This window comes from Brumimicrobium oceani (assembly GCF_003143775.1).
In the GTDB taxonomy this organism is placed as follows: domain Bacteria; phylum Bacteroidota; class Bacteroidia; order Flavobacteriales_D; family Crocinitomicaceae; genus Brumimicrobium; species Brumimicrobium oceani.
In genome coordinates, this window is record NZ_QFRJ01000001.1 from 221,479 (window position 1) to 247,015 (window position 25,537).

General features: G+C 34.4%; 19 protein-coding genes. 5 read left to right on the forward strand and 14 right to left on the reverse strand.

All coding sequences use genetic code 11. The features are described 5' to 3' along the window. Positions 1–8: 8 nt before the first annotated feature. Both DIT68_RS00970 and DIT68_RS00975 read right to left on the reverse strand, forming a co-directional pair. Complete coding sequence (locus DIT68_RS00970; RefSeq protein ID WP_109357942.1) at positions 9–1,625, reverse strand: hypothetical protein; 1,617 nt, start codon at positions 1,623–1,625, stop codon at positions 9–11. Beyond that, positions 1,603–2,748: a hypothetical protein gene (locus DIT68_RS00975; RefSeq protein ID WP_109357943.1), complete on the reverse strand. Its 1,146-nt coding sequence runs from the start codon at positions 2,746–2,748 to the stop codon at positions 1,603–1,605. The genes DIT68_RS00970 and DIT68_RS00975 overlap by 23 nt, the downstream gene beginning before the upstream one ends. A 337-nt stretch (positions 2,749–3,085) precedes the next feature. On the opposite strand from DIT68_RS00975, the gene DIT68_RS16380 reads away from it, so the two are divergent. Further along, entirely contained in the window at positions 3,086–4,723 is a 1,638-nt protein-coding gene (locus DIT68_RS16380) for an SEC-C metal-binding domain-containing protein (protein WP_199223361.1), read from the forward strand. 118 nt (positions 4,724–4,841) lie between these two features. Here DIT68_RS16380 and DIT68_RS00985 read toward each other — a convergent pair whose 3' ends face one another. From DIT68_RS00985 to DIT68_RS01025, 9 genes are all read right to left on the reverse strand, one after another. Next, a complete protein-coding gene (locus DIT68_RS00985) occupies positions 4,842–5,492 on the reverse strand; it encodes a DUF6629 family protein (RefSeq protein WP_109357944.1) in 651 nt (216 codons plus the stop codon). A gap of 317 nt (positions 5,493–5,809) precedes the next feature. Beyond that, entirely contained in the window at positions 5,810–6,754 is a 945-nt protein-coding gene (locus DIT68_RS00990) for a HipA domain-containing protein (protein ID WP_109357945.1), read from the reverse strand. After that, positions 6,744–7,079 carry a HipA N-terminal domain-containing protein gene (locus DIT68_RS00995; protein ID WP_109357946.1) on the reverse strand — a complete coding sequence of 112 codons (336 nt, stop codon included), beginning with the start codon at positions 7,077–7,079 and terminating at the stop codon, positions 6,744–6,746. Before DIT68_RS00995 ends, DIT68_RS00990 begins: the two co-directional genes overlap by 11 nt. A 5-nt stretch (positions 7,080–7,084) precedes the next feature. After that, positions 7,085–7,285, reverse strand: coding sequence for a type II toxin-antitoxin system Y4mF family antitoxin (locus tag DIT68_RS01000; protein WP_109357947.1), 201 nt, complete (start codon positions 7,283–7,285; stop codon positions 7,085–7,087). A 265-nt stretch (positions 7,286–7,550) separates the two neighbouring features. Beyond that, positions 7,551–7,997, reverse strand: a complete 447-nt coding sequence (locus DIT68_RS01005; RefSeq protein WP_109357948.1) for a hypothetical protein — start codon at positions 7,995–7,997, stop codon at positions 7,551–7,553. A gap of 148 nt (positions 7,998–8,145) precedes the next feature. Beyond that, the gene (locus DIT68_RS01010) at positions 8,146–14,421 is read right to left on the reverse strand and encodes an HYR-like domain-containing protein (protein WP_109357949.1); all 6,276 of its coding nucleotides are present in this window, start codon (positions 14,419–14,421) and stop codon (positions 8,146–8,148) included. A 364-nt stretch (positions 14,422–14,785) separates the two neighbouring features. Next, positions 14,786–15,166, reverse strand: a complete 381-nt coding sequence (locus DIT68_RS01015; RefSeq protein WP_109357950.1) for a glyoxalase — start codon at positions 15,164–15,166, stop codon at positions 14,786–14,788. Continuing rightward, positions 15,159–16,619 carry an AAA family ATPase gene (locus DIT68_RS01020; protein WP_109357951.1) on the reverse strand — a complete coding sequence of 487 codons (1,461 nt, stop codon included), beginning with the start codon at positions 16,617–16,619 and terminating at the stop codon, positions 15,159–15,161. The genes DIT68_RS01015 and DIT68_RS01020 overlap by 8 nt, the downstream gene beginning before the upstream one ends. A gap of 27 nt (positions 16,620–16,646) precedes the next feature. After that, on the reverse strand, positions 16,647–17,780 hold the full coding sequence (locus DIT68_RS01025; protein ID WP_109358317.1) for a vWA domain-containing protein: 1,134 nt from the start codon (positions 17,778–17,780) through the stop codon (positions 16,647–16,649). A gap of 193 nt (positions 17,781–17,973) precedes the next feature. Here DIT68_RS01025 and DIT68_RS01030 point away from each other — a divergent pair, with 193 nt between their 5' ends. Together DIT68_RS01030 and DIT68_RS01035 are read left to right on the forward strand one after the other, a co-directional pair. Next, positions 17,974–19,197, forward strand: a complete 1,224-nt coding sequence (locus tag DIT68_RS01030; protein WP_109357952.1) for an FAD-dependent oxidoreductase — start codon at positions 17,974–17,976, stop codon at positions 19,195–19,197. A gap of 317 nt (positions 19,198–19,514) precedes the next feature. Next, positions 19,515–20,171: a sterol desaturase family protein gene (locus DIT68_RS01035; RefSeq protein WP_109357953.1), complete on the forward strand. Its 657-nt coding sequence runs from the start codon at positions 19,515–19,517 to the stop codon at positions 20,169–20,171. A 525-nt stretch (positions 20,172–20,696) separates the two neighbouring features. Here DIT68_RS01035 and ctlX read toward each other — a convergent pair. Further along, the gene (ctlX, locus tag DIT68_RS01040) at positions 20,697–21,620 is read right to left on the reverse strand and encodes a citrulline utilization hydrolase CtlX (protein WP_109357954.1); all 924 of its coding nucleotides are present in this window, start codon (positions 21,618–21,620) and stop codon (positions 20,697–20,699) included. Positions 21,621–22,196: 576 nt separating this feature from the next. Here ctlX and DIT68_RS01045 point away from each other — a divergent pair. Together DIT68_RS01045 and DIT68_RS01050 are read left to right on the forward strand one after the other, a co-directional pair. Further along, entirely contained in the window at positions 22,197–22,634 is a 438-nt protein-coding gene (locus DIT68_RS01045; protein ID WP_109357955.1) for a hypothetical protein, read from the forward strand. Between the two features lie 2 nt (positions 22,635–22,636). Beyond that, positions 22,637–23,554, forward strand: a complete 918-nt coding sequence (locus DIT68_RS01050; protein WP_109357956.1) for a hypothetical protein — start codon at positions 22,637–22,639, stop codon at positions 23,552–23,554. An 86-nt stretch (positions 23,555–23,640) separates the two neighbouring features. Here the strand turns inward: DIT68_RS01050 and DIT68_RS01055 are convergent, their stop codons facing one another. Together DIT68_RS01055 and DIT68_RS01060 are read right to left on the reverse strand one after the other, a co-directional pair. Then, positions 23,641–24,795 carry a tetratricopeptide repeat protein gene (locus DIT68_RS01055; RefSeq protein WP_109357957.1) on the reverse strand — a complete coding sequence of 385 codons (1,155 nt, stop codon included), beginning with the start codon at positions 24,793–24,795 and terminating at the stop codon, positions 23,641–23,643. After that, complete coding sequence (locus DIT68_RS01060; protein WP_109357958.1) at positions 24,773–25,345, reverse strand: RNA polymerase sigma factor; 573 nt, start codon at positions 25,343–25,345, stop codon at positions 24,773–24,775. The genes DIT68_RS01055 and DIT68_RS01060 overlap by 23 nt, the downstream gene beginning before the upstream one ends. Between the last annotated feature and the right edge of the window lie 192 nt (positions 25,346–25,537).

Here is a 25,537-nt window from a genome sequence, read left to right on the forward strand (position 1 = left end):
GAAGAAAATCAGAAATTCCTTAACTGACTAATCTGCTCATTGATATTTTCAAGCTTCGCATAAACAAGGCTGCCATCTTTTTTTAGAACATAAATTTTATTGTTTAACTCAACGAAATCCATAACAATACCTTCCGCTAGAATAGGGTAGAAGGTGTCTTTATAGTGATAAAGTAAACCCTCTCCATACCAGTGCTTGCTCGATGGAGCATTACAATCCACGAGTTTGGTATTGTCGTTAATTTGTGGTTTATGCGTTGCGGAGGAGAAAGCTCCTGAGATCATCATATTTCCGTTCATCACCTTACTTTTTGTGAACTGGATTTTTCCGTATGAGTTGGGCGATTTAGCGATACGATTTTCAAAGGGAATGGATTTCCGGCCCGAGTTGAAATATTTATCATAGCCAGGAAGATGAATCGATGAAACGTACAATGTGTCTTCAACTGCACTTAGGGTGAAGTGCTGAAGATAACTGTAATATTGGATGTTGTTCACAGCCTTTAGGGTATCATTTTTATATTGAAATATTTGACCTCTGCTCAACAGAAATAATGAGGTTTTACTGGCTATCATCTTGTCGAAACGATGCGAATTTTGAAATGCTCCATAAAATGACTTTACAGAATTCCCCTCGATAATTGCGAAGTCAGTATTTTTAGTGCTATTTACACGGTTGAAATCACCCAGAACATAAAGTTTGTTGTGAAGGGACTGTATGGAATTTACATTTCCATTAAAATGAGCCACTTTCTCCCATTGCTGATTATTCAATGTCAAAATCTGATGAGGGAACTCTTCTAGCGGCAGAAAAACAGAGATATATGCTTTGTTTTCACAAAACTCAAGATCTAAAATTTGTCCTGAAATTTGATTTCCAATTCTTTCCCATTTTTCTTTTTCAAGGGAGTATCGATTGATTTCATGCAGTAGTCCATTTTCATCAGAAGCAGAAACCGTATAAATCACGTTTTCTATTTTATGGTCAACTATTTTTGTGATTTTGCTAATATCATTAATTGCTATATTTTTCCATTTAACTGGAGATTTTGTAGCACAAACTTGAGTGGGCGGACCATAGGTGGGTTGAATTAAAGCCAGTTCAAAGAGTGATAAACCTGATGCTTTTTGCCAAGGAATAAGTTGTGAATGTTTGATGTTTTCTAAATAAAATAACAACTGATTTTCAGCTATTTCTTTTGCTACTTTTTGAGCGCCACTTTCCTTCATTAGAAAACCCACTGCACAGTAAGTATTTTTGGAGTCAATGAATATTGGAACACGATAATTCGTTAAATTATTTATCGGAAAAACACCATGCTCAGTGTAGCTTTTTAAACTCTGGATGTTTGAATTTCTGTTTTCTAACTGATTTTCATTCAGGTGATTTAAAGATTGACTTTCCAGGTAGGAAATCACATTAAATAAATGCAATTGGATGAGTTCTTGCTCTGAATTCGGCTTAAAAGTAAATTCAATTTTGTTCTCTAAACCTCTCCAATTACTGTTGACCTCCATTAGCAACTTATGGGTCTCTTTTTGCTGCTTTGTAATTCCAAAAATCGGGAAACTTGTTAAAGCCATAAAAACAATGATCACATAACTATTTATTTTTTGCTGTGCCATCTTCCTTGTAATTTTTAATGTTGTAAGTTCCCATTAGTATTTCTTCCATTTTAATATTTCCAGAAGGATAAAACACCTCTCGTTTGTATAAATTTTGTTTCGTAAATCCATCAAAAGTATCGTAAGTATTTCGTTGAATTAAAGTCCCATCGGAGGAATATAGATTGCTGATTACCCTGTATTGATTGGTTTGATCGATTTTTTTTGACTCTTCCCTAATTAGTCCATTCTCTAAATAGTGAGTATATTTCTTGGACTTATTATATCCTCCAAAATCAATTTTTGTTTTTAGTTTCCCAGAAGAAAACCAAACATACTTTTCGGAAATAATTGACGCCCATAATTCGTGTTTCACTGGCTTATCATTTTCAAAATATTCCCAGTAACCGTATTTCGTGTTATCCGAATTGCTCCAGATAGATTTATAAATCGATTCAGCATTAAGATTGTAACTTGTCAATAAACGCAAGCCTTGAGCGTATTTATCTTTGTGTATTGAATCGAATTCTTTCACGAAATACAAGGGATAGTTATCAGCAAGAGTATAATATTCTGCTTTCACAGCTCCATTCGAATAAAATGCCGTGCTGTCTAACTCTAAGCGGTTTTTGATCTCATTTTCCGTGTTAACTGCCTTAAAATTGGGCAAAGTATCTTGTTTTAATTCTTTAAAATACTTCATTTCTTTTAAGTTGAATACTCCTTTTTTGAAAGGAAGAATGAGTTGCGCATCTTGTCCCAATTTAGAGATTTTTATGGTCATCAATTCGTTTTCTGTTATGTCGAAACCTTCATATCTGTAGATGATCAATTCGTAGTCTAAATTTGGATTCAGCCTTAAAGAGCTGGATTTGAGTTCATGGTTAAATTTTGGTTTTAAATCTGCCGTGTCTGAGGAAATAACCTCAATATAAAATCTACTGTGATAGGCTAAAGATTTAAAAATACTTTTTGTTTTTAAGTACTTCGAGCCAGGATATTTGTGGGAAGTCTGCATCGGATAACAAACTCCTCGGTCGTAAAACTGTATGTGCAGCTCAACAGCATCTGCTTTCTGACTTAATCCATGCGTTGAAAAGAACAGAAAAATGCCGACTAAAATGTAAAGAATATTTCTAATCATGTTTTAAGGTACAACTTTGTGTCAAAAGGGTTCATAATTTTATTTTCTATTTTTTCAGTCAAAGCTCATTCTTATAAAATCGGCAAAGGGAAAGTTTGCTTGTGGATTTGTCACTATTTGCAAATTAAATTAATATTTTTGGTCATCTCTTTCTAAAGTAAATTCAGAGTGGCGCAAATACAAGGTTTGATTTGAAATTAAAAATTCGCATGCTGTGTTAATTGAGCCTTGTAGTTATAGGGCAGTGTTTTAAATGAGAAATTTCCTTTGGGGTTAGTTTGTTTTAGAACTAGAGATTTTTTAATAAAGTTATTGTTATGCATTACATCAATTAGATATGAGAAGATTTATAGATTCCGCTGGTTATTATGTTACCGATGAACCATCATTTATGGAAAAGGAACACGCCATGACTGAAGAGTTGGCAGAGGTTCTAGGTAAACTCCATATGGATGTGGTCAAAAAGAAGTCAGGTACCGTAGATCGATTATTGAAATTGATTAAAAAGCATCCTCGAAATCCACAACTCAAGAATTTATTGACTTCTTATTATTTTTTAACCGATCAACAGGAAAAAGCTTATGATTTCAATAGAAAAACAGTTGAGGCACATCCCGATTATTTTTTTGGAAGACTTAATTTAGTTTCGGAATATGTCAATAATAATAATGATTTTGAGAAAGCACCTGAACTTTTAGGCTATGATTTTGATTTGGCTGAATTGTACCCTGACCGAGACACTTTTCATGTCTCCGAAGCAATGGGAATGGCGAAATATGCGGTGATGTATTTTGCATATAAAAACGATTTTCAAATAGCTCAGGTGTTCATCGAGCAAATGAAAGATATAGACGAGGATGATTTTGAGGTGGAGAATGCCGAGGAAATCTTATCGCAAGCTGTGCTGGAGCATTTAGCAAATGAGATGCATTATGAAGATGATTTTGAAGATGATTCGGATTTCTATAGAGTACAGGTTCCGAAACAAAAACCAACCACAAAAACAGATGCACCGGTTTTTAATCATGAAGAGATAAAATTGCTCTATGACTATGATCTTGAAATTCCTTTTGAAGAAATTCAATTGATTTTAGATTTACCAAGAGAATCATTAATTGAGGACTTAGCTAAGATGCTGAATGATGGAATTGAGCGATTTAGTTATTTTGAGAATGATGAAAATGAAGAAGAGAAAAGCTTTTTTGTTATTCACGCAATTAATTTATTAGCTGAACTAGGAGCAGAGGATAAATTAGTGGATATTCTAAATGTATTAAAGCAAAGTAATGAGTTTTTAGATTTCTACTTTGGGATGTATATAGATGGTCCGTTCTGGCAAAATATTTACAAATTAGGAAAAGATAAACTAGACGATCTGCAAAGTTTTTTAAAAGAGCCCGGTGTTTCAACAACTTCTAAAATACTGATTTCTTTAACATTAAAGAGGATTGGAGAAATAGATGCATCAAGAAGAGCTGAAGTCATTCAAAGTTATTCATCTGTTCTTAATTATTTTATCAAAGCAGATAGGGAGGCAAATGTTTTGGATTCTGACGCAATTGCATTTGTGATTGCAGATATAATGGACTTAAGAGCAAAAGAATTACTTCCTGCCATTGTTGAGCTGTATAATTTGGAGTATGTGGCCCTTTGGATTGCAGGAGAGATTGATGATGTGAAAGTTAAATTGAATTCCGATGAAAAGGAAAGCTACCAAGGGAGGATTTTTGCCCTAGTAGAGATATATGAATCGTATGTTGATGATTCTTTCGATTATATTGACGAAGACGATTTTGATTATAATATTAATGAAGAAAAACTCCTAAAAGATTGGGGTGAACTCGATGACACTGAGATTCAAGATATACAAAACAGCAGAATCAATGACGAACCCTTTATAGCCGATAAAAAAGTAGGTAGAAATGAGCCTTGCCCTTGTGGTAGCGGAAAGAAGTATAAGAAATGTTGTTTGTAAATTTTAAAATTGAGACAATCAAAAAAGTTGCTAAGAGATGTTCTCGTAAAAGTAACTTTTTTGATATTTGGTTTACGTGATTGTGTGTTCTAAAAAATTCATTTCAACACTTACTGATTTATTTCGTTAAAGTCTTGCCTTCTCTTCTCATTATGATATAAATATAGACACTAATCAGTGACGAAAAGAAACACCAAACCGAAAGCACATGATTTTCATAGAAAAAGAGCGTAATCGCATAAGAAGTTGCGATAAATACACCTAAAAGCCACATGCTCTTAACATTTGAAAAGAATAAGGAAAGAATAGTTGCTGCGGCATATAAAATTGCTCCGTACTTATAAATTGTTTCAGGATAATCGTTGTGATAAGCGATATGGTGACCTAATATTTTTGCCTCCATGTTGTAGGTCAAAAGAAAGTAGGCCAAGGTTGAGCTGACCAATATTCCAACACCAGCAAGAAATTTTTGGATTCGTTTTCTATCACTTTTTTTATCTAACATCAAAACACCAAAGGGAACAATAAAAGGCCATATAATTTGAGCGAAAAAGATAAAAACATAGGTGGCGACGCGCTGTAAGACTATGTGATCGGGGTCGGGGAGTGTTAACCAAAGCACACCTTCGGCAAGTTGCTGCACTCCAAATACAAGTGGAATACTTGCAAACCATAATTGACTTTTATCATTGGTTTTTTTTATTGTTGCAACTCCAATAACCGTTAAAACGGCGGCTGCTCCAAAACTTGCTTCTGCTGAAAAACACATATTTGATCTTTTAAGTAATAGTTCCTATTCTAGAAATGTACTGATTTAATTTTAGTTAGACTTTATCAAATTCTGTGTTTAACTTACTTTTTGATTTCCAAACATTTTCAAAGTGTTAGTGCGAGATTGTATCTCGTGCTAATACTTTATAACTCAAAAGAATCGCAATTGTATATCATATTTGATTTCGCCCAAAGTTTAGTGATGATATTTCTACTGAAGTAATAGGGTGGACTTCTTAACTCGTCAAAAGTATTTTAGGGTAAACATGCGGATAAGAATTTTTTGACTTAAATAACTTTAAGTTCATACAATTATCACCTCAATCCAATTTGCTGATATTTTTTCTCTAAAATTTCAATATAAGCAGTCTTTAGATTATTTGAAAGGAATGAATTATTGATCCATCTAATTGCTTTTGGATAGTTTCTTGTCATTCTTTTAAAAACACCTTTGATTTGTTTATCAGTAAGGGATAGCTGCTTTCCCAACTCAACAAAGTGAACTTGTTTTAATTTCTTTTTTTTACCACAAAGTGTAAGTGCAAGTTCCTCCTTGTCTTCTGGGAAAATGATGTTAACATTCAGCAGATCATAAGCAGGGGATAGAATCCATCCAAATTGACTTTCAATCAACGAGAAATTCTTTAAATGCATATCATTATTCCCAGTTAGAAAAGAAAACAATGTTAATTCAAAATATAAAACTTTGTCCAATAAAGTATTTTGAGAATATAATTCAATAGCTTTTCCAACTTTTTCCATTGAACTGATATACTTGTCAAATGCTTCGGTGATTTGAAACATATCAATCATGTGAATCTTCTGATTATTTACAGTTCTGTCAATTCTTTTGGTGATATAAGATATTTCACCAGACGCTAAACGAATTAAAGATGAAGGAACAATCCGAATGCCATAAGCTTCAGCTATTCGCATGGTGACATGTTCATTAGCTGGCATTTCAGGGAATCTGTCATTTGGAGGTTTGAAAATATATTGACCATTCAAAGCTCCTACAACAGTCAATCTTGTATCTGATTTTTCTTTTACAGATTTAACCAATGACATGGATAGTTTTGGCTGAACTCCCGGAATTGCAATGTTTTGTAAAACAATTTTTTGAGCTAATTCTTCCATTTGATTGAGTGAATATTCTATTTCTGGTGGAGTTGGTGTTCCAAAAAATGAGTTCGAACATTTCTTGTGAAAATTTACTCCATCAGCTATCAATTCATAGCAATACAAGCATTTATTCTTCATTTTTTGAATTTAAGGGTTCAACACTTACTGCTCCAATACAATTTTGACAGCATGACAGTAACAAGCCCATTCTATCTTTGGGATTAATTTTCCAATTTTCTGAGGCAATATCTAGTAACCAACCTTCAGGAATCAAACCTTCAAAAAATGGAAAGAGTTGATTGTTTTTATAGACTGTATCGCAAACTGGCATTGAGAATGTAATAAAACTTTTCGGGTGCTTATTTATAAATTGTTGATCATACTGAAAAAGATATTCGCCATCATTATTTTCAGTAATTATTCCAGCGAAAAACTCCTTGTAAAATACCTTACCTTGTCTCATGTGCTTTATTTTTTCATGTTAACAGGAGCTAATTCATGACCAAACATTTGTAAAACTAAATTGACTTTTTCCATATTTAGATTTGTTTTTCCTTGTTCAATTTTACGAATCACAGTAAGTGCAACCCCTGATCGTTCAGCAAATTCTTCTTGCGTTAGATTTATCTCTTTTCTGCGCTCTTTAACAAATTCTGATAACTGTTTCATTATACGTAATTAGATATAATTTAGAGTAAATATAGTAAATTATATTTAAAAACATATAATCTGTTTAAAAATAGAAGTATTATATGTTTAACCATATAGTTTTGATTATTTCGATCAATTCATCCCTTTCGGGTATAATATTCGACTTAATAGGTGTTTTGTACCCGAATGGGTATAAAAATATGGTTTCTGTCTAAATCCATCTGATTGAATATATGCTCTACATTGAATATTTTCTATTTCAAATTCAATATAACAATTTCAATTACTTCCTTTTTTTCTTGAGTAGTTTTTTAGCTAAATCAATAGACATGCAAGCAATATTACCATAAGACCTTTCTCCATTTTCTGTTAATTGGCAAGCGTTTACAAAATTGAAATAGGCTTTAATAGCGTTTTTGTCGTTTTTCGCTTTAATTAAAATGTTGTAGGACGAAGTGCGAAGGTCTTCCCTCAACAAATTGTCAACATAAGATTTCAACTCTTGGTCAGTCACAAAAACCTCTGCATCTATCTTTTCTCGAAAAGCCTTCCGACTTGCTTTTGTTCGATAGGTCAAGTCACTCAGAATTCCATTTTTAAAAGCAGCATAATCTTTCTCAATTTTGGCAGGCCAAGCCATTAAGGAGTTCCCTTCTTCATCAGCAGGATAAAGCCAAATTCCTTTTCTTAATCGCTTTTTTGTCTTTCTGGGTAGTCTGAATTTTTTCATTCTATAAATTTCTAAAGATTCTTCTTCAAATCAAACAATTACTTTGTAAATCGCACCTAAATCTTAAAATGCTTATCCATTTGGAATTTGATTGTTTGCCTGTGCTGAAAGCTAAGCTGTTCTTAATTCTATCAAAGGCAATAATAAATTATCTAAGTAAATTCACGCTCCCCATTTCTTCCATATTTTCGTCTGTTCTTAATTTCTTAAAGCTGATTTTCCAAACGTAGGTACCTTCTGGAACGAAAATGGTATTTTTTGCGCCATAAGTTCCGTCCCAACCGTAAGCCGGATCATTACTTTCGAAAATCATTTCTCCCCAGCGGTTATAGATTTCTAATTTGTAATCTAAAGGATCAAATCCGGAAGTAAATACAGGTTTAAATGTTTCATTGTATTTGTTTCCATCTGGAGTGAATGAGTTCGGAACATAGTAAATTAAATCTTCAAAATACGGTAGTTCTCCGATAATGGTATCGGCACACCCCAGCTCACTGTAGGCGATTAATTGCACATTGTAAACTACTTTAGGGTCATTATTATAAACGGAATAAACGTGCGTTGGATTGATTTCATTGCTAAATGAACTATCTCCAAAATCCCAATCATAAGTCACAGCTCCTGAAGATTCGTTGGTAAATTCTGCTTCGTTATAGAAAGTAGAAAGCTCTTCTGGTGTCACAGAGAAATCCGCGATTGGATAATCGTCAATGCAGATGTAATTATCTTTTGTAAGATCAGCTGTACAACCTTTATCAGATTCAACTTCCAAATTAATATCATAACAACCTGATTCGTTGAACGCATAATTGATATTACAGCCATCTATCGTCTGATTTCCATTAATTGTGAAGCGACAGGTATTTCCAACTCCAGGCGTCAGACTCGTGATGTTTATCTCATCACCAACACAACCTTCTGTTACATTGGCAAAGAAATCTACCACTGGATTTGGGTGAACGGTAACATCAACTTCATCTGTTGCCGTACAATTTAGAATCGAAGTTCCTGTCACAGTATAAGTCATGGTTCCTACTGCTTGAATAAATCCAACTCCGTCTGTAACGCCATTATCCCAAGTAATTACCGCTCCATCAGGATTATTGGCTGTAAGTATTACAATATCACCTTCGCAAACTTCAACATCTGGACCAGCACCAATAATTGGAGGTGCAGGATCTGTTAAAGTTATAGTCACGGTTTCGGTTGTTGTACACACATTACATTGGTCATCAATTATTGTGTAATCAACATAAGTTCCTTCTGCTAATCCTGTAATAATATATTCTCCGGCAGCATCTGAAGTAAATGGAACAGCCTGACCGCCATCAAAACTAATTTCATAATCAGTTAATGGATCAAAACCTGAAAGTGTAATTGTTCCATCTGTTCCGCCGCAAGTTGTAGGACCTGTCGTAGAAGCAACAATTGTAGTTGGAGGAGTATAAGAATCAATTGTAATTACGTGATTCACATTAATAGAATTTCCACAATCGTCTGTCACGCTATAAATTCTAGTAATTATTTCTCCATTACATAAATTTCCATCCGAACTTTCAGAAACAAAAGCAACGGTAGGATTTACGGTGCAATTATCGGCTTCATCTGTTATTACCGCAATGTCAACTGCTGATACATCACTATTACATTGTACTGTTGTTGGAGTTGCATCACTTGCTGTTGGCACAATATCATCATCAATAGTGATTAGTTGTGTGACGTCAATATTATTTCCACAATCATCCGCTATGTTGTAAGTTCTTGTGATAGTTTCTGGACAAGTATTCCCATCAGAAACATCGCTTACGAAAGTCACAGTTGGAATAGTTGTACAATTATCCGCTTCATCTGTAATTAAAGTACTATCAGGAAGTGGAACATCGCCAATACATTGAACCGCAATAGAAGCAGGTGCTGTTCCTGTTGGATTAATGTCATCATTTATCGTGAATTCTTGGGTCACATCTATGCTATTTCCGCAGTCATCTTCGATATTGTAAGTTCTAGTAATAATTTCTGGACAAGTATTCCCATCTGAAACATCAGAAACGAAAATTACTGTTGGATTAGCAGTACAATTGTCTGCTTCATCCGTGATTAATGTCACATCAGCAGCTGGTAAATCAGTAATACATTGCAGGGCGACTGGTGCAGGAGCAGTTCCTGTTGGCTTGATTGTATCGTTTATCACAATATCTTGCGTACAAGTGACGATAACCCCACAAGTATCCGCAATTTGGTAAGTTCTAGTAATTGTTTCAGGACAAGTTAAACCATCTGAAACATCACTAACAAATGCGAAAGAAGTGGAGTCAATTATTCCTCCAGTTGGAATAGTTGCAGAACCTCCAACAGCTATAAATGCATTGAAATTGGCATAAGGCGGCTGTTCTGTAATGTCACAAATTGCTTCTAAGTCTGCCGGACAAGTGATGTCTGTAATTGCAGGAGAAACAGTGACCATTAATTGGTCTGATGAATAGCAATTTACCCGTTCTGCGGTAATAGTGTAGTAAGTTATTCCATTAGGTGGAACAAAGCCAACGCCATCTGTAACTCCATTATCCCAAGAAAGATTCGCTCCTTCAGGATTGTCGGCATTTAGGGTGATTGTTGTTCCTTCACAAACTATCTGGTCTGGACCTGCATTGATATAAGCAGCCGTTGGATCATTAATGTTTATGGAAACATTTTCTGTATTTGTACAAGAAGGACAATCTGCATCTGAAACGGTATAATTTGTATAAGATCCCGCAGGGAGCCCTGTGATTACATATTCTCCAGCGGCATTTGTAGTAATTGAATTTGTAGCACCACCATCATAGCTCATTTCATAATTTGTGTTTGGATCAAGTCCTGAAATTGTAATCATTCCATCCGTTCCTTCACAAGTTGTTGTTCCTGTTCCTGAAACGGTGAAAGTAGGAGTGTAGGAGTCAACAAGAATTGTGTGATTCACATTAATACTATTCCCACAATCATCTGTAACGCTATAAACACGCGTAATTATTTCTCCATTACATGAATTCCCATCTGAATTTTCTGAAACAAAAGCAATAGTTGGGTTTGCCGTACAATTATCTGCTTCATCTGTTATGACTGCTATATCAACTGCTGGAACATCTGTTAAACATTGAACTGTTGTTGAAACATTACTCGCTGTGGGTAAAATATCATCATTTATTGTGATGGTTTGAGTTAAATTAATATCGTTTCCACAATCATCTGCAATATTATAGGTTCTTGTAATGATTTCTGGACAAGTTGCTCCATTTGAAACATCTCCAACAAAAGTTACTGTTGGATTTGCTGTACAATTATCCCCTTCATCAGTAATTAAATTCACATCAGCCGTAGGAACATCACCAATACATTGAACAGTTAAATCTGCAGGAGCAGTTCCTGTTGGATTTGTATCGTCGCTGATTGTGATGGTTTGATTTACATCTGTGAAATTTCCACAATCATCCGTAATTCTATAAGTTCTCGTAATAATTTCAGGACAAGTATTTCCATTTGAGACATCTCCAACGAAAGTCACTGTTGGATTTGTAGTGCAATTATCTGCTTCATCTGTAACAACTAAAATGTCTGGAGTTGGAACATCACCAATACATTGAACAGAAATTGGAGTAGGATTACTAGCCGTTGGAGCGATATCATCATTTACCGTAATAGTTTGAACAACGTCAATATTATTTCCACAATCATCAGCAATGTTGTAAGTTCTTGTGATTGTTTCAGGGCAAGATGCTCCATCAGAAACATCAGAAACGAAAGTCACTGTTGGGTTTGCAGTACAATTATCTGCTTCATCCGTGATTAAGTTAACATCTGCAGCAGGAACATCGCCAATGCATTGAACAGTAATGTTCGCAGGAGCAGTTCCTGTAGGATTAGTATCATCATTTATCGTAATTGTTTGAACAACGTCAATGTTATTTCCGCAATCATCGGCTATGTTATAAGTTCTAGTCACAATTTCTGGACAAGTATTTCCATCAGAAACATCAGAAACATGTGTGACGATTGGATTTGTGGTACAATTATCAGCTTCATCTGTAATTGAATTGACATCTGCCGCTGGTAAATCCGCAATACATTGAATGTTTAAATCTGTTGGTGCAGTCCCTGTAGGCAGGATATCGTCGTTAATTGTTATTGTTTGTGTAACATCAGTGAAATTCCCACAATCGTCCGTAATTCTGTAAGTTCTAGTGATGATTTCAGGACAAGAATTTCCATTTGAAACATCTGAGATAAAAGATACTGCTGGACTTGTTGTGCAGTTGTCTGCGGCATCCGTTACAGCAGAAATATTTGGTATGGGAGCATCTCCAATGCACTGTAAACTTAAAGCAACAGGGTTGCTAGCTGTCGGTGCAATATCGTCATTTACTGTGATGGTTTGAGTAACATCAATATTGTTTCCACAGTCGTCTGCTATGTTGTAAGTTCGAATAATGACTTTTGGACACGAACTGGTGTCAGAAAAATCATTAACCCAAGTAATCGTTGGATTTGTCGTACAATTATCTGTTACATTGGTAATGGAAGCAATGTTTGGAACTGGGATATCAGTGATACATTGAAGGGATAAGTCAGCAGGTGCCGTTCCTGTTGGCGCAATAGTATCGTGAATGATTATGGTTTGAATAAGATCAATACTATTTCCTTCTTCGTCTGCAACATTGTAGGTTCTTGTGATTGTTTCAGGACATGAATTTCCATCTGAAACATCACCGAGATGAGTAATGATTGGATTTGCAGAGCAATTATCAGATACATTTGTAATTTCGTTAATATCTGCTGTGGGAACATCAGAGGCACATTGAGCGAAAATATCTGCCGGAGCAGTTGCGCTTGGAGGGATGGTATCTTGAACCGTAATTGTGAAATTTAGCGTATCAAAGCAGTATCCATTGTCTATATTGAGTGTAACCTGCGTTGTTGAATTCCCTGTAAAAGTTGGATCCGGGCAGGTGTTACAAGAAAAATCTGAAGCAGGAAGCCATTCGTAATTATTGATTGGATCAAGATTGTATTGAAGTGTTGCAGAAGGGCAAATTGTGGTGTCGGTAATGGAGGGTGGATTAAAAGGGCAAGGACAATAATCTTGTTCGATGAGATTGGTGATAATCGTAGTCGTCATATTGACATTTGTGGAAAAGATTAAGCTGTCAATTTGAAAAGTGGTTGGAGTAGTTGACAGCGTGTGAAAAGACTCTGAAATTACGTCGTCGCTGCATAGCAAATCAGGTGTGCCGTTAATTGCAAGGAAAAGTATGTTTTGGTTGTTCGCAGAATTATTAAAGTTACATGTTAGAAAGGTTTTGTTTTGGTTCTGTGAGTAGACAAGAGATTTAGTTGATGCATGTAAAACTTCTTGATCAAATTCATCGCCAATAGATTTCGTATATAGGGTAACTCCATTACTGTCTATGCCAATAACGCTCATTTGTTTGTCATTTAGACTCGTTATTTCTGAATTCATGTATAAAATGTAATGGTTAGGATTTACAATTTCTGTTGTTACACCAAAATCATAACCTGTACCACCATAAGTTTTAAACCATATCATGTTGAAATTGGTATCCAATTTTGCAATAAAAGCATCATCTCCTCCTTGTCCAAAAGAATTTGTTTTACCAGTCACAATATAACCGATATTTGGGTCAAAAACGACGTCAGAGGCCAATTCAATATTTGCACCTCCGAAACTGTATTCACTTAAAATGTTTCCGGTTGAGTTCATCCTGACAAGGGAAACACCCCTCAATCCAGGCCCGATAGATTCACTATTAAAATTTAATAGAATTTCATTGTTAGGAAGTGCAAGAATACTCCAAATATGATCGTTAAGTCCTTGACCTATTATTTTGGACCAAATTATATTTCCTGTAGGGTCAAGTTTTAAAGCTAAACCATCGGTTGAACCAAAGGTCGAGGAATTTACACTTGCGCCAAGATAAATGCTACCATCATCGTGTTCAAATATATCGCGTGTGGCATCTATATCTCCAACGGGGTCTCCTATTTGTTTTTGCCAAATTACATCCCCCAAAGAGTTCAGCCGCATAACAATTGAGGCGCGAGTTCGGCTAAGCGAGTAAGTTCTAAATGAACATAGAATATCTCCATTCGCAGCTTCGAATAATCCCATAGGAGTTCCGTTTTCATTGCCAGGAAGCCCGTATGCTTTACTCCAAATTACCGTTCCGGTGTTGGACAAACGCGTCAATATAATATCTTCACCCCCAGATCCAAATGATGTTGTGGTTCCTCCGATTACCACATCAGAATTGGAACACTCAATTAAAGCTTCAACTTTTTCAGTATTTGGACCACCAATTATCTTTGTGGATATTTGAGAAAAAGAAAAACTGCATAATGAAATAAATAAAAATAGTAATGTAAGTCTCATAGCTCAAAAATAATATTCTTAAGATTAAAACGTCTGATTCTTGGGGATAGTTGTTTTTATTGTACTGTATTTGGTCAGAAATAGACCAATGTAAAAGAGTACTATTTCCAAGCCATTACAAGTGAGTTGGTTAAAAACTAAAACCCTTGAAAAAAAGTATTCCAAGGGTTTTATTCTAATCACACATTGAGCTATTGATTCGTACTACCTGTTTAAATCGCAATAAGGACTATCGTTTAACCTTGATTTTTCCCCTAAAACAATTCACCTTGGTTGCCGAATGTGAACATAAAAACTCAGTTTTTTATTTTCCGAAGGATTTGCTTTGGATTACTGATTGGATTGCAGATAATTCATTTTTGATTTATGTTTGATGAATAACTAAATCCAAACAGCGATTCAAAACAATCTGGTTAATTCTCCGGTTTATTTCTTTGCTGAAAGTATGATAATTTTCATATTCTTCTATTGTGAATTGCCCAATGATTATTCCAATTATCTCTCTTTTAAAAGCTTGGTTTTTTGAGAATAAAGCCACCAAAGCCGCCTCTTTCTTTAAATCGGGTAATTGATCTAATCGAATTTTAGAGGATTTTAATTGCCTGTGTAAATGCACAAGCAATAATTCACTTTGCATTTTTATTATGGGTCGCAGTACCTTGTTTTGAAAATCTTCCTCTGGAGTTGCAATTCCTTCTAAAATTTCCTGGGGTAAATCTGGACGTTCTTTCTTCTCTCTATTCATACAGCGATCCTAAAATTTTATCGACAAAACTCATTCCTTCATTGTCTAATTTTTTCTTTGCTAATTGTTTGTACTCAACAAGTCCCCAAAGAATTAACTCTTTCATGAAAATGGAATCTTTTTTGTTTAGATTTGGAGCGTATTTATCTAATACAGCGTCCATTGGTTTTACCTTCTCAAATTGTTGAGCATAGTTTTCATCTTTTGAATTAAGTGCCAATTCAAAATCGTTTTCATTCATAAACCATTCTACCACAGCGTCAAATTCATCTGTAATGCCTGGTCTTTTCAGTTTTTTAAGCGGACGAAACAGTTCGTTAAATGTTGACTTAACAGCTAGTCCAATCAAGTTACTTGCTACGTTTTCGGCACCAATTTGTTCTCCCTCATAAACCAATTCCACTTTCCCATTAATTGCTGGAGTGATGGCTTCAAAGTCAGTCATGCGAATGGTAGTTTGGTTTTCACCATTGGCCAACATTCTTAGTTCAGCTGCAGAAACTAAGTTTTCATACATTGTTATACTCATTCTTGCAGAAACACCGCTATTGGCATCGATATAAGGGGATTCTCTAGCCTCAAAAACGATTTGCTCCAAAAGCGATTTCGCAATTTCTGGTACATAAATGTTTTCGTTTTTGACCTCAGAAATCACTTCTTGTTGTGTTATTTTTTTAGCAATTTCAATAGACTTTGGATAATGTGTCAAAATCTGAGAGCCAATTCTGTCTTTTAATGGTGTTACAATACTTCCGCGATTGGTGTAATCTTCTGGATTGGCAGTAAAAATAAAATTCACATCCAATGGCAAACGCATTTTGAATCCTCGAATTTGAATATCTCCTTCTTGAAGAATGTTAAACAATGCTACTTGAATTCTGGCCTGCAAATCTGGAATTTCGTTAATTACAAAAATGCAGCGGTTAGCCCTTGGGATCATTCCATAGTGAATTACGCGTTCATCGGCATAACTCAGTTTTAATGTCGCTGCTTTAATTGGATCAATATCACCAATCAAATCTGCTACTGTAACATCTGGTGTTGCTAATTTTTCGTAGAATCGTTCGCTTCTGTGCAGCCATTCTATTTGTGTTTCATCTCCGTTTTCATTGATGGTCGCTTTACCGTGATGAGAAATAGGATAGAAGGGATCATCATTAATTTCAGAACCTTTGATATAAGGAATGTATTCGTCTAATAATGAAATCATCGAACGGGCAATTCGAGTTTTCGCTTGTCCTCGCAATCCCAAAAGATTAATATCGTGTTTCGAAAGAATAGCAGTAATAATTTGTGGAATTACCGTATCTTCATATCCCAATATACCTTCAAAAATTGTTTCTTTATTTTTTAGTTTGGTAATTAAGTTTCCACGCAATTCATCTTTAATTGAGCGAGAGGTATAGCCTGACTTTTTAAGTTCGCCGAGGGTTTTTATTTCTAAGTGATTCATATTTTGAACTATTTTTTTTAATTGAAATTATCTGAGGTTTCGTTTTTTGTTTTTTTCGTAATCTTCAAAAATCATTTGTCCTAATCCTTGAAGCCCAGTGTAGAATGCTTTTCCTTGATTGGCTTCGGTAAATTCTTCAACAAAGGATTGCAGATATGGGTCTCTGGCAATCATAAATGTCGTGATTGGAATTCCTAATTTTCTAGCTTCTTTGGCTTTATTCATGCATTTTCCAGTAATATGAGGATCCAATCCATTACTGTTTTTATAGTATTCTCCGTTGGGTAAATTTAAACAACTTGGTTTTCCATCGGTAATCATAAATATTTGCCGATTCGCTTGTTTCTTTCTTCTGAGAATATTTAGCGCTAAGTTTAATCCAGCGACGGTGTTGGTGTGGAAAGGACCAACTTGTAAATAAGGCAAATCTTTCACCGTGATTGGCCAAGCGTCATTTCCAAAAACAATAATATCTATACTGTCTTTGGGATAACGGGTTTTAATTAATTCAACCAAAGCCATGGCTACTTTCTTAGCTGGTGTAATTCTGTCTTCACCATACAAAATCATACTGTGGCTTATGTCTATCATTAAAACTGTGCTCATTTGTGCAGAATGATGCGTATCATTAACGACTAAATCCTGTTCTGTTAATCTGAAATCATCGATTCCATTATTTGTGAAAGCATTTTTCACACTTTCAGTAATGGCAATCTGATCTATACTGTCACCAAATGAATAATTACGTATTTCGCCCGTTTTGTCTTGTCCTGCTCCTGTATGTTTGGTTTTATGATTTCCTTTTCCTGATTTTTGTAAATCTCCAAATATCTGATCTAAGGCCCGTTTTCGAATGACTTGCTCTGTTTTTGCTGTAATGACCAAACCATGCCCATCTGGTTTATCTTCATCGTCTTTGATGTAACCGTGTTTCTTTAAGTCTGCAATAAAGTCTTCTTTCGTGTATTCATCAGTATATAGATTGTAGTCTTTATTTAACTGATCCATCCAATTCAGGGTTTCGTCTACATCTCCAGAAGTATGAACAATCAGCTCTTGGAATATCTCAAGCAATCGTTCGAAAGGCGTTTTTTCTTCCTCCTGATATTTGGTGAAAGTGAAGCTAGACTTTTTCAGTATTTCTTTGTCTTTATCGGTCATATTTTTGTCTTGTGAAAGTTCTTTAACTAAATTCCCTAGGGTTAACAATTATTCATGAATTTAGTTTAAACAATGGAATCAGGTATTTTTTCTTACATACAAAAAAATGAAATAAACCCATTAAAATCTCCAACTTCGTAAACAAACTGGATTATGAAATGTTGTTTTGGTGACAAATAATTCTAGAGCAGTCATGAAAAGACCAAAAATAGCGATAGTGGGAGCGGGACTCACGGGGCTAGTAGCCGCCAAAGAGCTTTCAAATAAAGGAATTGAAGTTTCCGTTTTCGAGAAGTTGAATCAACCAGGAGGTAGAATGCGAACCGAAGAAATTGAGGGTTGGAAATTGGATGTTGGATTCCAAGTTTTATTGACGGCCTATCCTTATTTGAAAAAGCACGTCACACTTTCTGAGTTAGAAAACCAGAAATTAGAAGCAGCCGCAACTGTTTTTCGAGAAGGTAGAACTACCGCAGTTGGAGATCCTTTTAGGGTGAAAAATATTCTCTGGAAAACTGCATTTTCAGATATAGGAAGTGTTAAAGATAAATGGCTGATTTTTCAACTGAAAAGGTATGTTGATCAACGCTCTATAGATACTCTATTCGAAGAAAAGAACGACACTACAATTGGATTTCTCAAGAAATTCGGATTTTCTGAGCAAATTATCAATAGATTTTTTAAACCCTTTTTTGGTGGGATTTTTTTAGAAAATGAACTCACTACCTCCTCTCGCATGTTTTTGTTTGTTTTTAAAATGTTTTCTGAAGGCAATGCAGCGATTCCAAAAACAGGAGTTGGTGCTGTGGGAAAACAATTAGAGGCTAAAATAAAAAATGCAAATGTTAATTATAATTGCGAAGTTTCAAAAATTGAAGGGCAAAGCATTTATTTCGAAAACGGAGACAAAGAATCTTTTGATTTTGTTATCAATACCATTCCAAATTATGGGAAACGCAAAAGTCATGATCTTTGGCAAAATTGTTATAATATGTATTTTGAGCATTCAAATCCCGCAATAATTAAAGAAGCCAGAATAGGTCTTAATGCGAACAAAAATCAACTCATCAATAATATTTTTTATCCAAGCGTTAGTCAGAATCCAAAAGGAAAAGAGGGTAAAGCATTAATTTCTGTTACAGTATTGGATGCTAAAGAATTGAAGGATCACAAGTTGGTTGAAAAAGTGATTCAGGAATTAAAAAATGATTTCAATGTTAGAGATCCAAGATTGGTGAAAATGTATGAAATACCATACGCTTTGCCCAAAATGAATCCGCCTGTGAATGCAGTTTCTTTTGATAAAAATGCCAAAACTTTTGAGCTTGGAGATTTTTTAATGAATGGTTCCCAAAATGCAGCTTGTAAAATAGGAGAGGAGATAGCCTCTCACATAGTGTCGCTTGTTGATTTGTAATTAAAGTTTAGTATAAAGTCTTTCTATATCAACTTGCTATTGAAATTGGCTGGATTATATCAAAATTATAAAGTTAATTTTCACATGATTATTACATTTTTCAAGCGATTCTCGGGTATTCATCATTAGGTTGGTTAACATTCTTTTGAGGTTAAAAACGGTTAAATTTTCTCAAATTTAGATGAATAGCCTTATTTTTGAAATTACGAGCGCAAAATAAAATTTGTGATTACTATGCTACTGTCTGGCCAAACGTTCAGGTAAAATGGCACATAACGAATTTTTATTTTTGCAAAATATGAATTCAAAAATACTACATGGAGTTTAGAGTTTATCCCAATGAAAAGTCACCAAAATTATTTAAAAGCAAATTAGTTGAAGCCTTAACTAAGACGAATATTTTTGTCATTAATTCAATGTATATCCTTCTGGGAGCAGGTTTAGTGCTGACTTATTATTTCAATGTAAATTCAGATGTTTCTTTAATTTTGGCTTGGTTTTTTGTTGGTTTTTTTTCTTGGACCCTCGCCGAATATTTAATGCATCGTTTTTTGTATCATAAAATCAAAGATTCTTCCTATGATAAAGGAATTCAATATTTATTCCACGGAATTCATCACAGATATCCTAGGGATGATGATCGCTTGGTTTTACCAGTAGTGCCCAGTCTTTTTTTGGCAGCGCTCTTTTTAGGCTTGTTCTATTTAATATTTAAAGAAGAAGCCTTGGTTTTTGGTGCTGGTTTTCTAATTGGCTACTTAATTTATATTACTATCCATTGGACTATTCACAAAGTAAAACCACCCAAAAATAAATTCCTTGGTTGGTGGTGGAAACATCATAATATTCATCATTTTCAGCAGCATGACAAAGCCTTTGGTGTTTCTTCACCTTTGTGGGATATTGTCTTTGGAACTATGCCCGAAAAAGGTAGAAAAACGGTTACTATTTTAGTCGACAAAAAAGAAAAGTAATAGCCGGGTAAATTCTGTTTGCATTAGCAGTTTGATCAGTAGAAACTCTATGAAAATACTGTTTAAAGTAATACTTGATGGAATTTATTACCTAGCAGACAATGAGGGGAAATATACTGTAATGAGGGGAAATATGCTGTTATGGATTTATGAATTTCTAATTGCATAAGAACTTTTTACTTAAAAAAAAACGCTATAAAAGCGTAAGAGGGAACTGGACGAGCGTCCGTGTTCCCTCTTACTAATCAACCTAACCTAACCACCTAAATCGGGGTAAAGTTACTGAAACTTTATTTATAAATCACAATTATTTAAAGGTTAATTTAGAATAAATTAAAATAAAATATGTAATTGATTCGTAATAAGTCCTTTAAGGTTTAATCTTTTTTTTTAAATATTTCACAAAGGAATAAAAGATGATTTTTTAGCTTGAAATCGCCCCCTTATTTGTGCTTTGTTTCGAATAAACTATTTTACAAATGTGCTGGTATTCGTTCAAATGCGCGTGTACAACGTACCCCTAACTTATTTAAAAACCTCAGCCATCATGCAGCGTGCACTTCCTCCGCCCAGGGTTTCAATGGTTTTTAAATCACTGCTGAGAATGGAACAATGTTTTTTTATTTCATTAATCTGGTCTTTATTTAAACTTTCAAATGCTTGTTGACTCATTACCAGATGTTTTTGTCCATTATAGCCTTTTACTTGGAGCATATTTCCAGCGAAAGAGTGCATTTGTTGCTCTGTAATTTCAATAATTGCTTTATTGTCCTCTTTTAAGTTTTGAATGACTTCTTGCTTTTCATTCTCATTATCAATGGTGTCTAAACAAATTACAGCAAAGCTTTCTCCTAAAGCCATCATTACATTGGTATGATAAATTGCTTTTCTTTGGTCAGCCACCGTTTGATATGCTGTAAATAAGATAGGAGAATAGTGGAAGTCTTTACAAAATTGTTCAATTAACTTTTTGTCGGCACGAACCGATAGGGCACAATAGACTTTTTTGTTTACACGATCTAACAATAAGCTACCAGTACCTTCTAAGAATAAATTGTCTTTTTCAGCAGCGGTATAGTCAACTATTTTATTGAACTGAATTCCTTCCTGCCTCAATTCATCTATGACATCCATTCTTCTTTCCCTTCTGCGATTTTCAGCAAACATAGGATATAGCGCAACCGTGCCGTTTTCATGGAACGAAATCCAGTTATTTGGAAAAATTGAATCTGGAGTATTGTTGTCTTTGAGATCGTTAATTACCTTAACTTGAATTCCTGCGTTCTTTAATTTGTTTACAAATTCATCAAATTCTTTCTGAGCAAGTTCTGTGATCTCCAAAGGAGTATTACTCAGTTCTTGCTGAAAATAATTATTGACAGCTGTTTCTTCATTCATTCTGAAATCTGCCGGACGAATCATTAATAATTGATTGGTTATCTGCTGCATATTTGACTTATTTAAAATGCAAGGATAATAAAAGGCCTTGATTTATTATTCTTTGGCAAATTTAAATATTGTTTTGTTGTGAACAAGTCTGAATTTAGCACAGTTCTTCATGCGAAAGTTCCTTTTACTTAGATTCCCCAGAATCGGCTTTTTGTCATAGCCTACTTTTGTACATCAACTCATACAACTGTATTCAAAAATCAGTTCAAATAATCAATTATGACTAGCTATTTAAATCGGAATAAGCTTTATCGCTTAATCCTAACTGTTTTTTCTTCAAAAGAACTTTAATAATAATTGGATTAGGAGAATTCCTTCCCTCAAAAAACAATAAATTTTCCGAAGGATCTGTTATAATTTATTCCAGTTGATTATGAAAAGGCAGTGTTTTGATTGTCAATATAAAATTTTAAATCTCCTAGGGAACAAAATTAGATTTTACAATTTGCGACTTAAAAGGATAGGCCTGTAATCAATTTTATAAAACTCGATAAATTCCGACCGGTTGCAAAATATACGGCAAACTGCGTATTTTAGAATTATTGGTTTGACTCTAAATTTGTCCAAAACAATATTATGAAAGGACGAATACTTTTAATTTTCATTTCTCTAGCTTTTTTCGCTTGTAAAAAGATACCCGAAAGAGCTCATTTCGACATTGAGTTAATTTCAATAAATAATGATACAGCACTTGTAAATCAAGGCATAGAGTTGGATTATGATGAGATACACGTATTCAAATATTATTTTAAATCAGATGTTCCATTAGATTCAATTTATGTTCAGCTTATAAAACATCCGAGTGAGAGAGTGACTAAGTTTGAGGAAGAAAGAATCTCACCTAAGCTAAATCAGGAGTCTGAATCAGGTTTCTTCGTTTATACCTTAAATCCTTTGGAACAGTGTGAACCGCCTGTTACTGGTCCACTTTCTAAATTTGAATTCATAAAAGTCGTGTTCATCAATAGGTTAGGGGTTGTTTCAGAGCATCTTGTTCAATTTAAAATTATTTGATTATGAAAAAGTTAGTACTGCTTTTCATCGTTTTCCCTTTTCTTTCTTTTACTCAAATTTCTGATTGGTATAAAGTTGATTTGAGCAGATTGGGGTACAAACATAATTCATATAATTTCGAATTAATTCCGGGTAAGTCCAATACATCTAATCACAATGAAAATTTTAATGTTTTAAATGTGAAAGGCGGAAGTAGTGAATTGTCTGTTGATATTTTTACTAGACATATGTTTTTTAGTCTGGACGGTAGCTCTATATTAGATGTTGGGATCACTCTTTTTCAATTCAAAGAAAAAGAGCGATGGTGGGACAACAATGATTATTATGTGCTCTTCTCTGATATACTACCTGTAAAGCTTGCGTTTGGAACCAACATAAGTAAATATTTCGGAGTTTATTTAGGCGGTCAGTATTCTCTTTCAAGTTTGGGAATCGACTTCAAGAATACTGAAAAGTTTTCTGCAGAAAAGTTGAGAATGGGAGGGAATGCTTATGGAGTTGGTGGACATATTATTGGAGCATATTCTCTTTTTAATTTGCGCTACAGTTACACCTATGATTGGACGTCTCAAGGCGGTTACTTCACTGGTAATAGGATAAATAATGAAATTGTTTTATCTATTGGTTTTGCCAAAGTGGGATTGTTTTTAAAGTATAAGCATTCTTATAATATGGCGAATGCTGGATACCTTCCTGTAGACCGTTCAAAATTGTTTAAAAGTAAATATGAGAATGAAGAATTTAAGTGGCAATCCGCTCAATTTGCAACAAAATCAGAGTTTAGTGTTGGGATTTACGGAGCGGGACTGTTTAGTAAAATCAATAAAATAGGAGCCCAAGCGGTGGGCGATGTTGAAAAAGGACTATTGAAAGAACGTCAGCAAGATAAAAGACGCAGAATAGAGTATAAAGAGCAGTAGTGTTAAGGTTTTTGTAGTGTTAAGCCTTAACCAGGCCCAGTTCATGGATGTGAGCTGGGCTACTTTTTTTGGTGATCTAGACCGCTTCATATTCCTAATGTCTTCAATTCTTTCATGGCTCTTTCTTTGTAGAATCCACCCTCTTCAATAATTTCTTCGAGTAGGTGTTTGGCTTTTAATACGTGTTTTTCTTCTATTTCTGCTCTTGCAGTAAACCACTTGGCTTCTTCACGGAAATTGCCGTAACCTAAGCTATATGATTTGCTGAGTAATGCAGTCGCTTTATCAAATTGACCTAAATTAAAATAGCATAAACCTCCATAGAAATTTGCATTAACATCTTTTGGGTAGGTATCTAAAATTTTTAGATAATGCTTGAGCGCGATCTTAAATTGACCTTTACTAAAAAATGCTGAAGACTTACTTAAATAGTCGATATAAGTTATTTCTCTTGTTTGAACTGCCTGGAAATCTTGTTGATCATCTTTTGAAGATTGGTTTGCGGGTGTTCCAATTTCTAGAGAGTTTATTACTTTTATCGGACGGTTTCTATAGGATCTGTAATCCACATTTTTTAAGTCAAAGAGATAAACCTCTTGGGCTTCTTTATAGACCAATGAGTTTTTATTTCTACCCTGAGATTGAGGTGTAGCAATTCTTCCTGAAGACTGTATAGGAAGCTGGATTTCCTCTTCTGCATCGTTTGTTTTCAATTCATCTGAAGCTGGTTTTAATTCCTTTTTCTGAGTAGTTTCATTATTTTGCTCCAAGGTTTTAATTTCTCTATTCTTGATTAATTCTTTAGAGGTTATTTGTTTGTCTGGAGAAATAGTCGTGTAAACATCTATTTCCTTACTACGAGAATCTATCTCTTTGTTTTCCTCAACAATTAATGGCTTTTTTTCGACAGCTGTATTTCCTTGATAAGTGAAAAAGATCAAGGCCAACATAGTTAATGTAAATAGAACGAAGGTGAATGTCATACCATTTTTTGAGGGGGCTTTTGGAGCATTGTTATTCACAAATTGATCCATCTTTTTATCTAATTGAGACATTCCACTACTCACCGAGCTAGTGCTTTTTTTCCAGCCTTCTAACCCAAGATTATTGAATCCAGAATCTGACGCTTTAGATTCTATATCGTGCGCATTTCCTGTCTTAGATTTATAATCATCGATCTCTTGACGTGTCAATGGTTCCTTCGGGCCAAAGATTCTATTAAGCAGATTTAAATAGATCATGTTCCTTTAGTTTTATTTTTAAGTTGCGCTTTCCATTTTGAATTGCACTTTTTACTTTATTGAGTGTTAGATTTAATTTTTCACTAACTTCCTTATAAGACATTTGTTGAATATAAAATAGCTTTATGGCCTCGTCTTGCGGCGGATCTAAGTCATTAATAGCTATTTCTAATTGATTCAACTGTATTTCTTTTAATTCTTTTTCTTCAAGTTCTTCTTCATGCGCAACAATTTCTTCATTGAGTTCTGAAGCTTTTATTTTCTTTTTTCTCAACAACATTAGGCAGCTGTTTTTCGAAAGAATAAAAAGCCAAGATTTAAAATACTTGATTTCGTGTTTAATTATTTTATCTCCCAATCCCATAAAGATTTCCATTACGATATCTTCCGCATCATTTTTGTTTTTCAAATAGTTGAGACAAGTTCCCATAACTAAATGACCATAGCGCTTATAGAGTTCACCAATGATTTTTTTATCAAGGTTTGCCCGATAACTGACTAGTAATTTAGCGTCAGAATAATCTTTATATTTTATCCTTGTAATGTTCATCCACTAATTGAGATTCCTTAATTTATATTATTCCATAAATATATTGGAATTAATTCGTGAACAGATAAACAAAGTCACATAAATTCTGTTGGTTAAATACAGTATAAAAGGTATTTTAAGATTTTTTAATATGGAATTCTGATGAAATCAAATTGTTCTTAGTATCTTGAAATCGAGAACAGACTAAAGAAC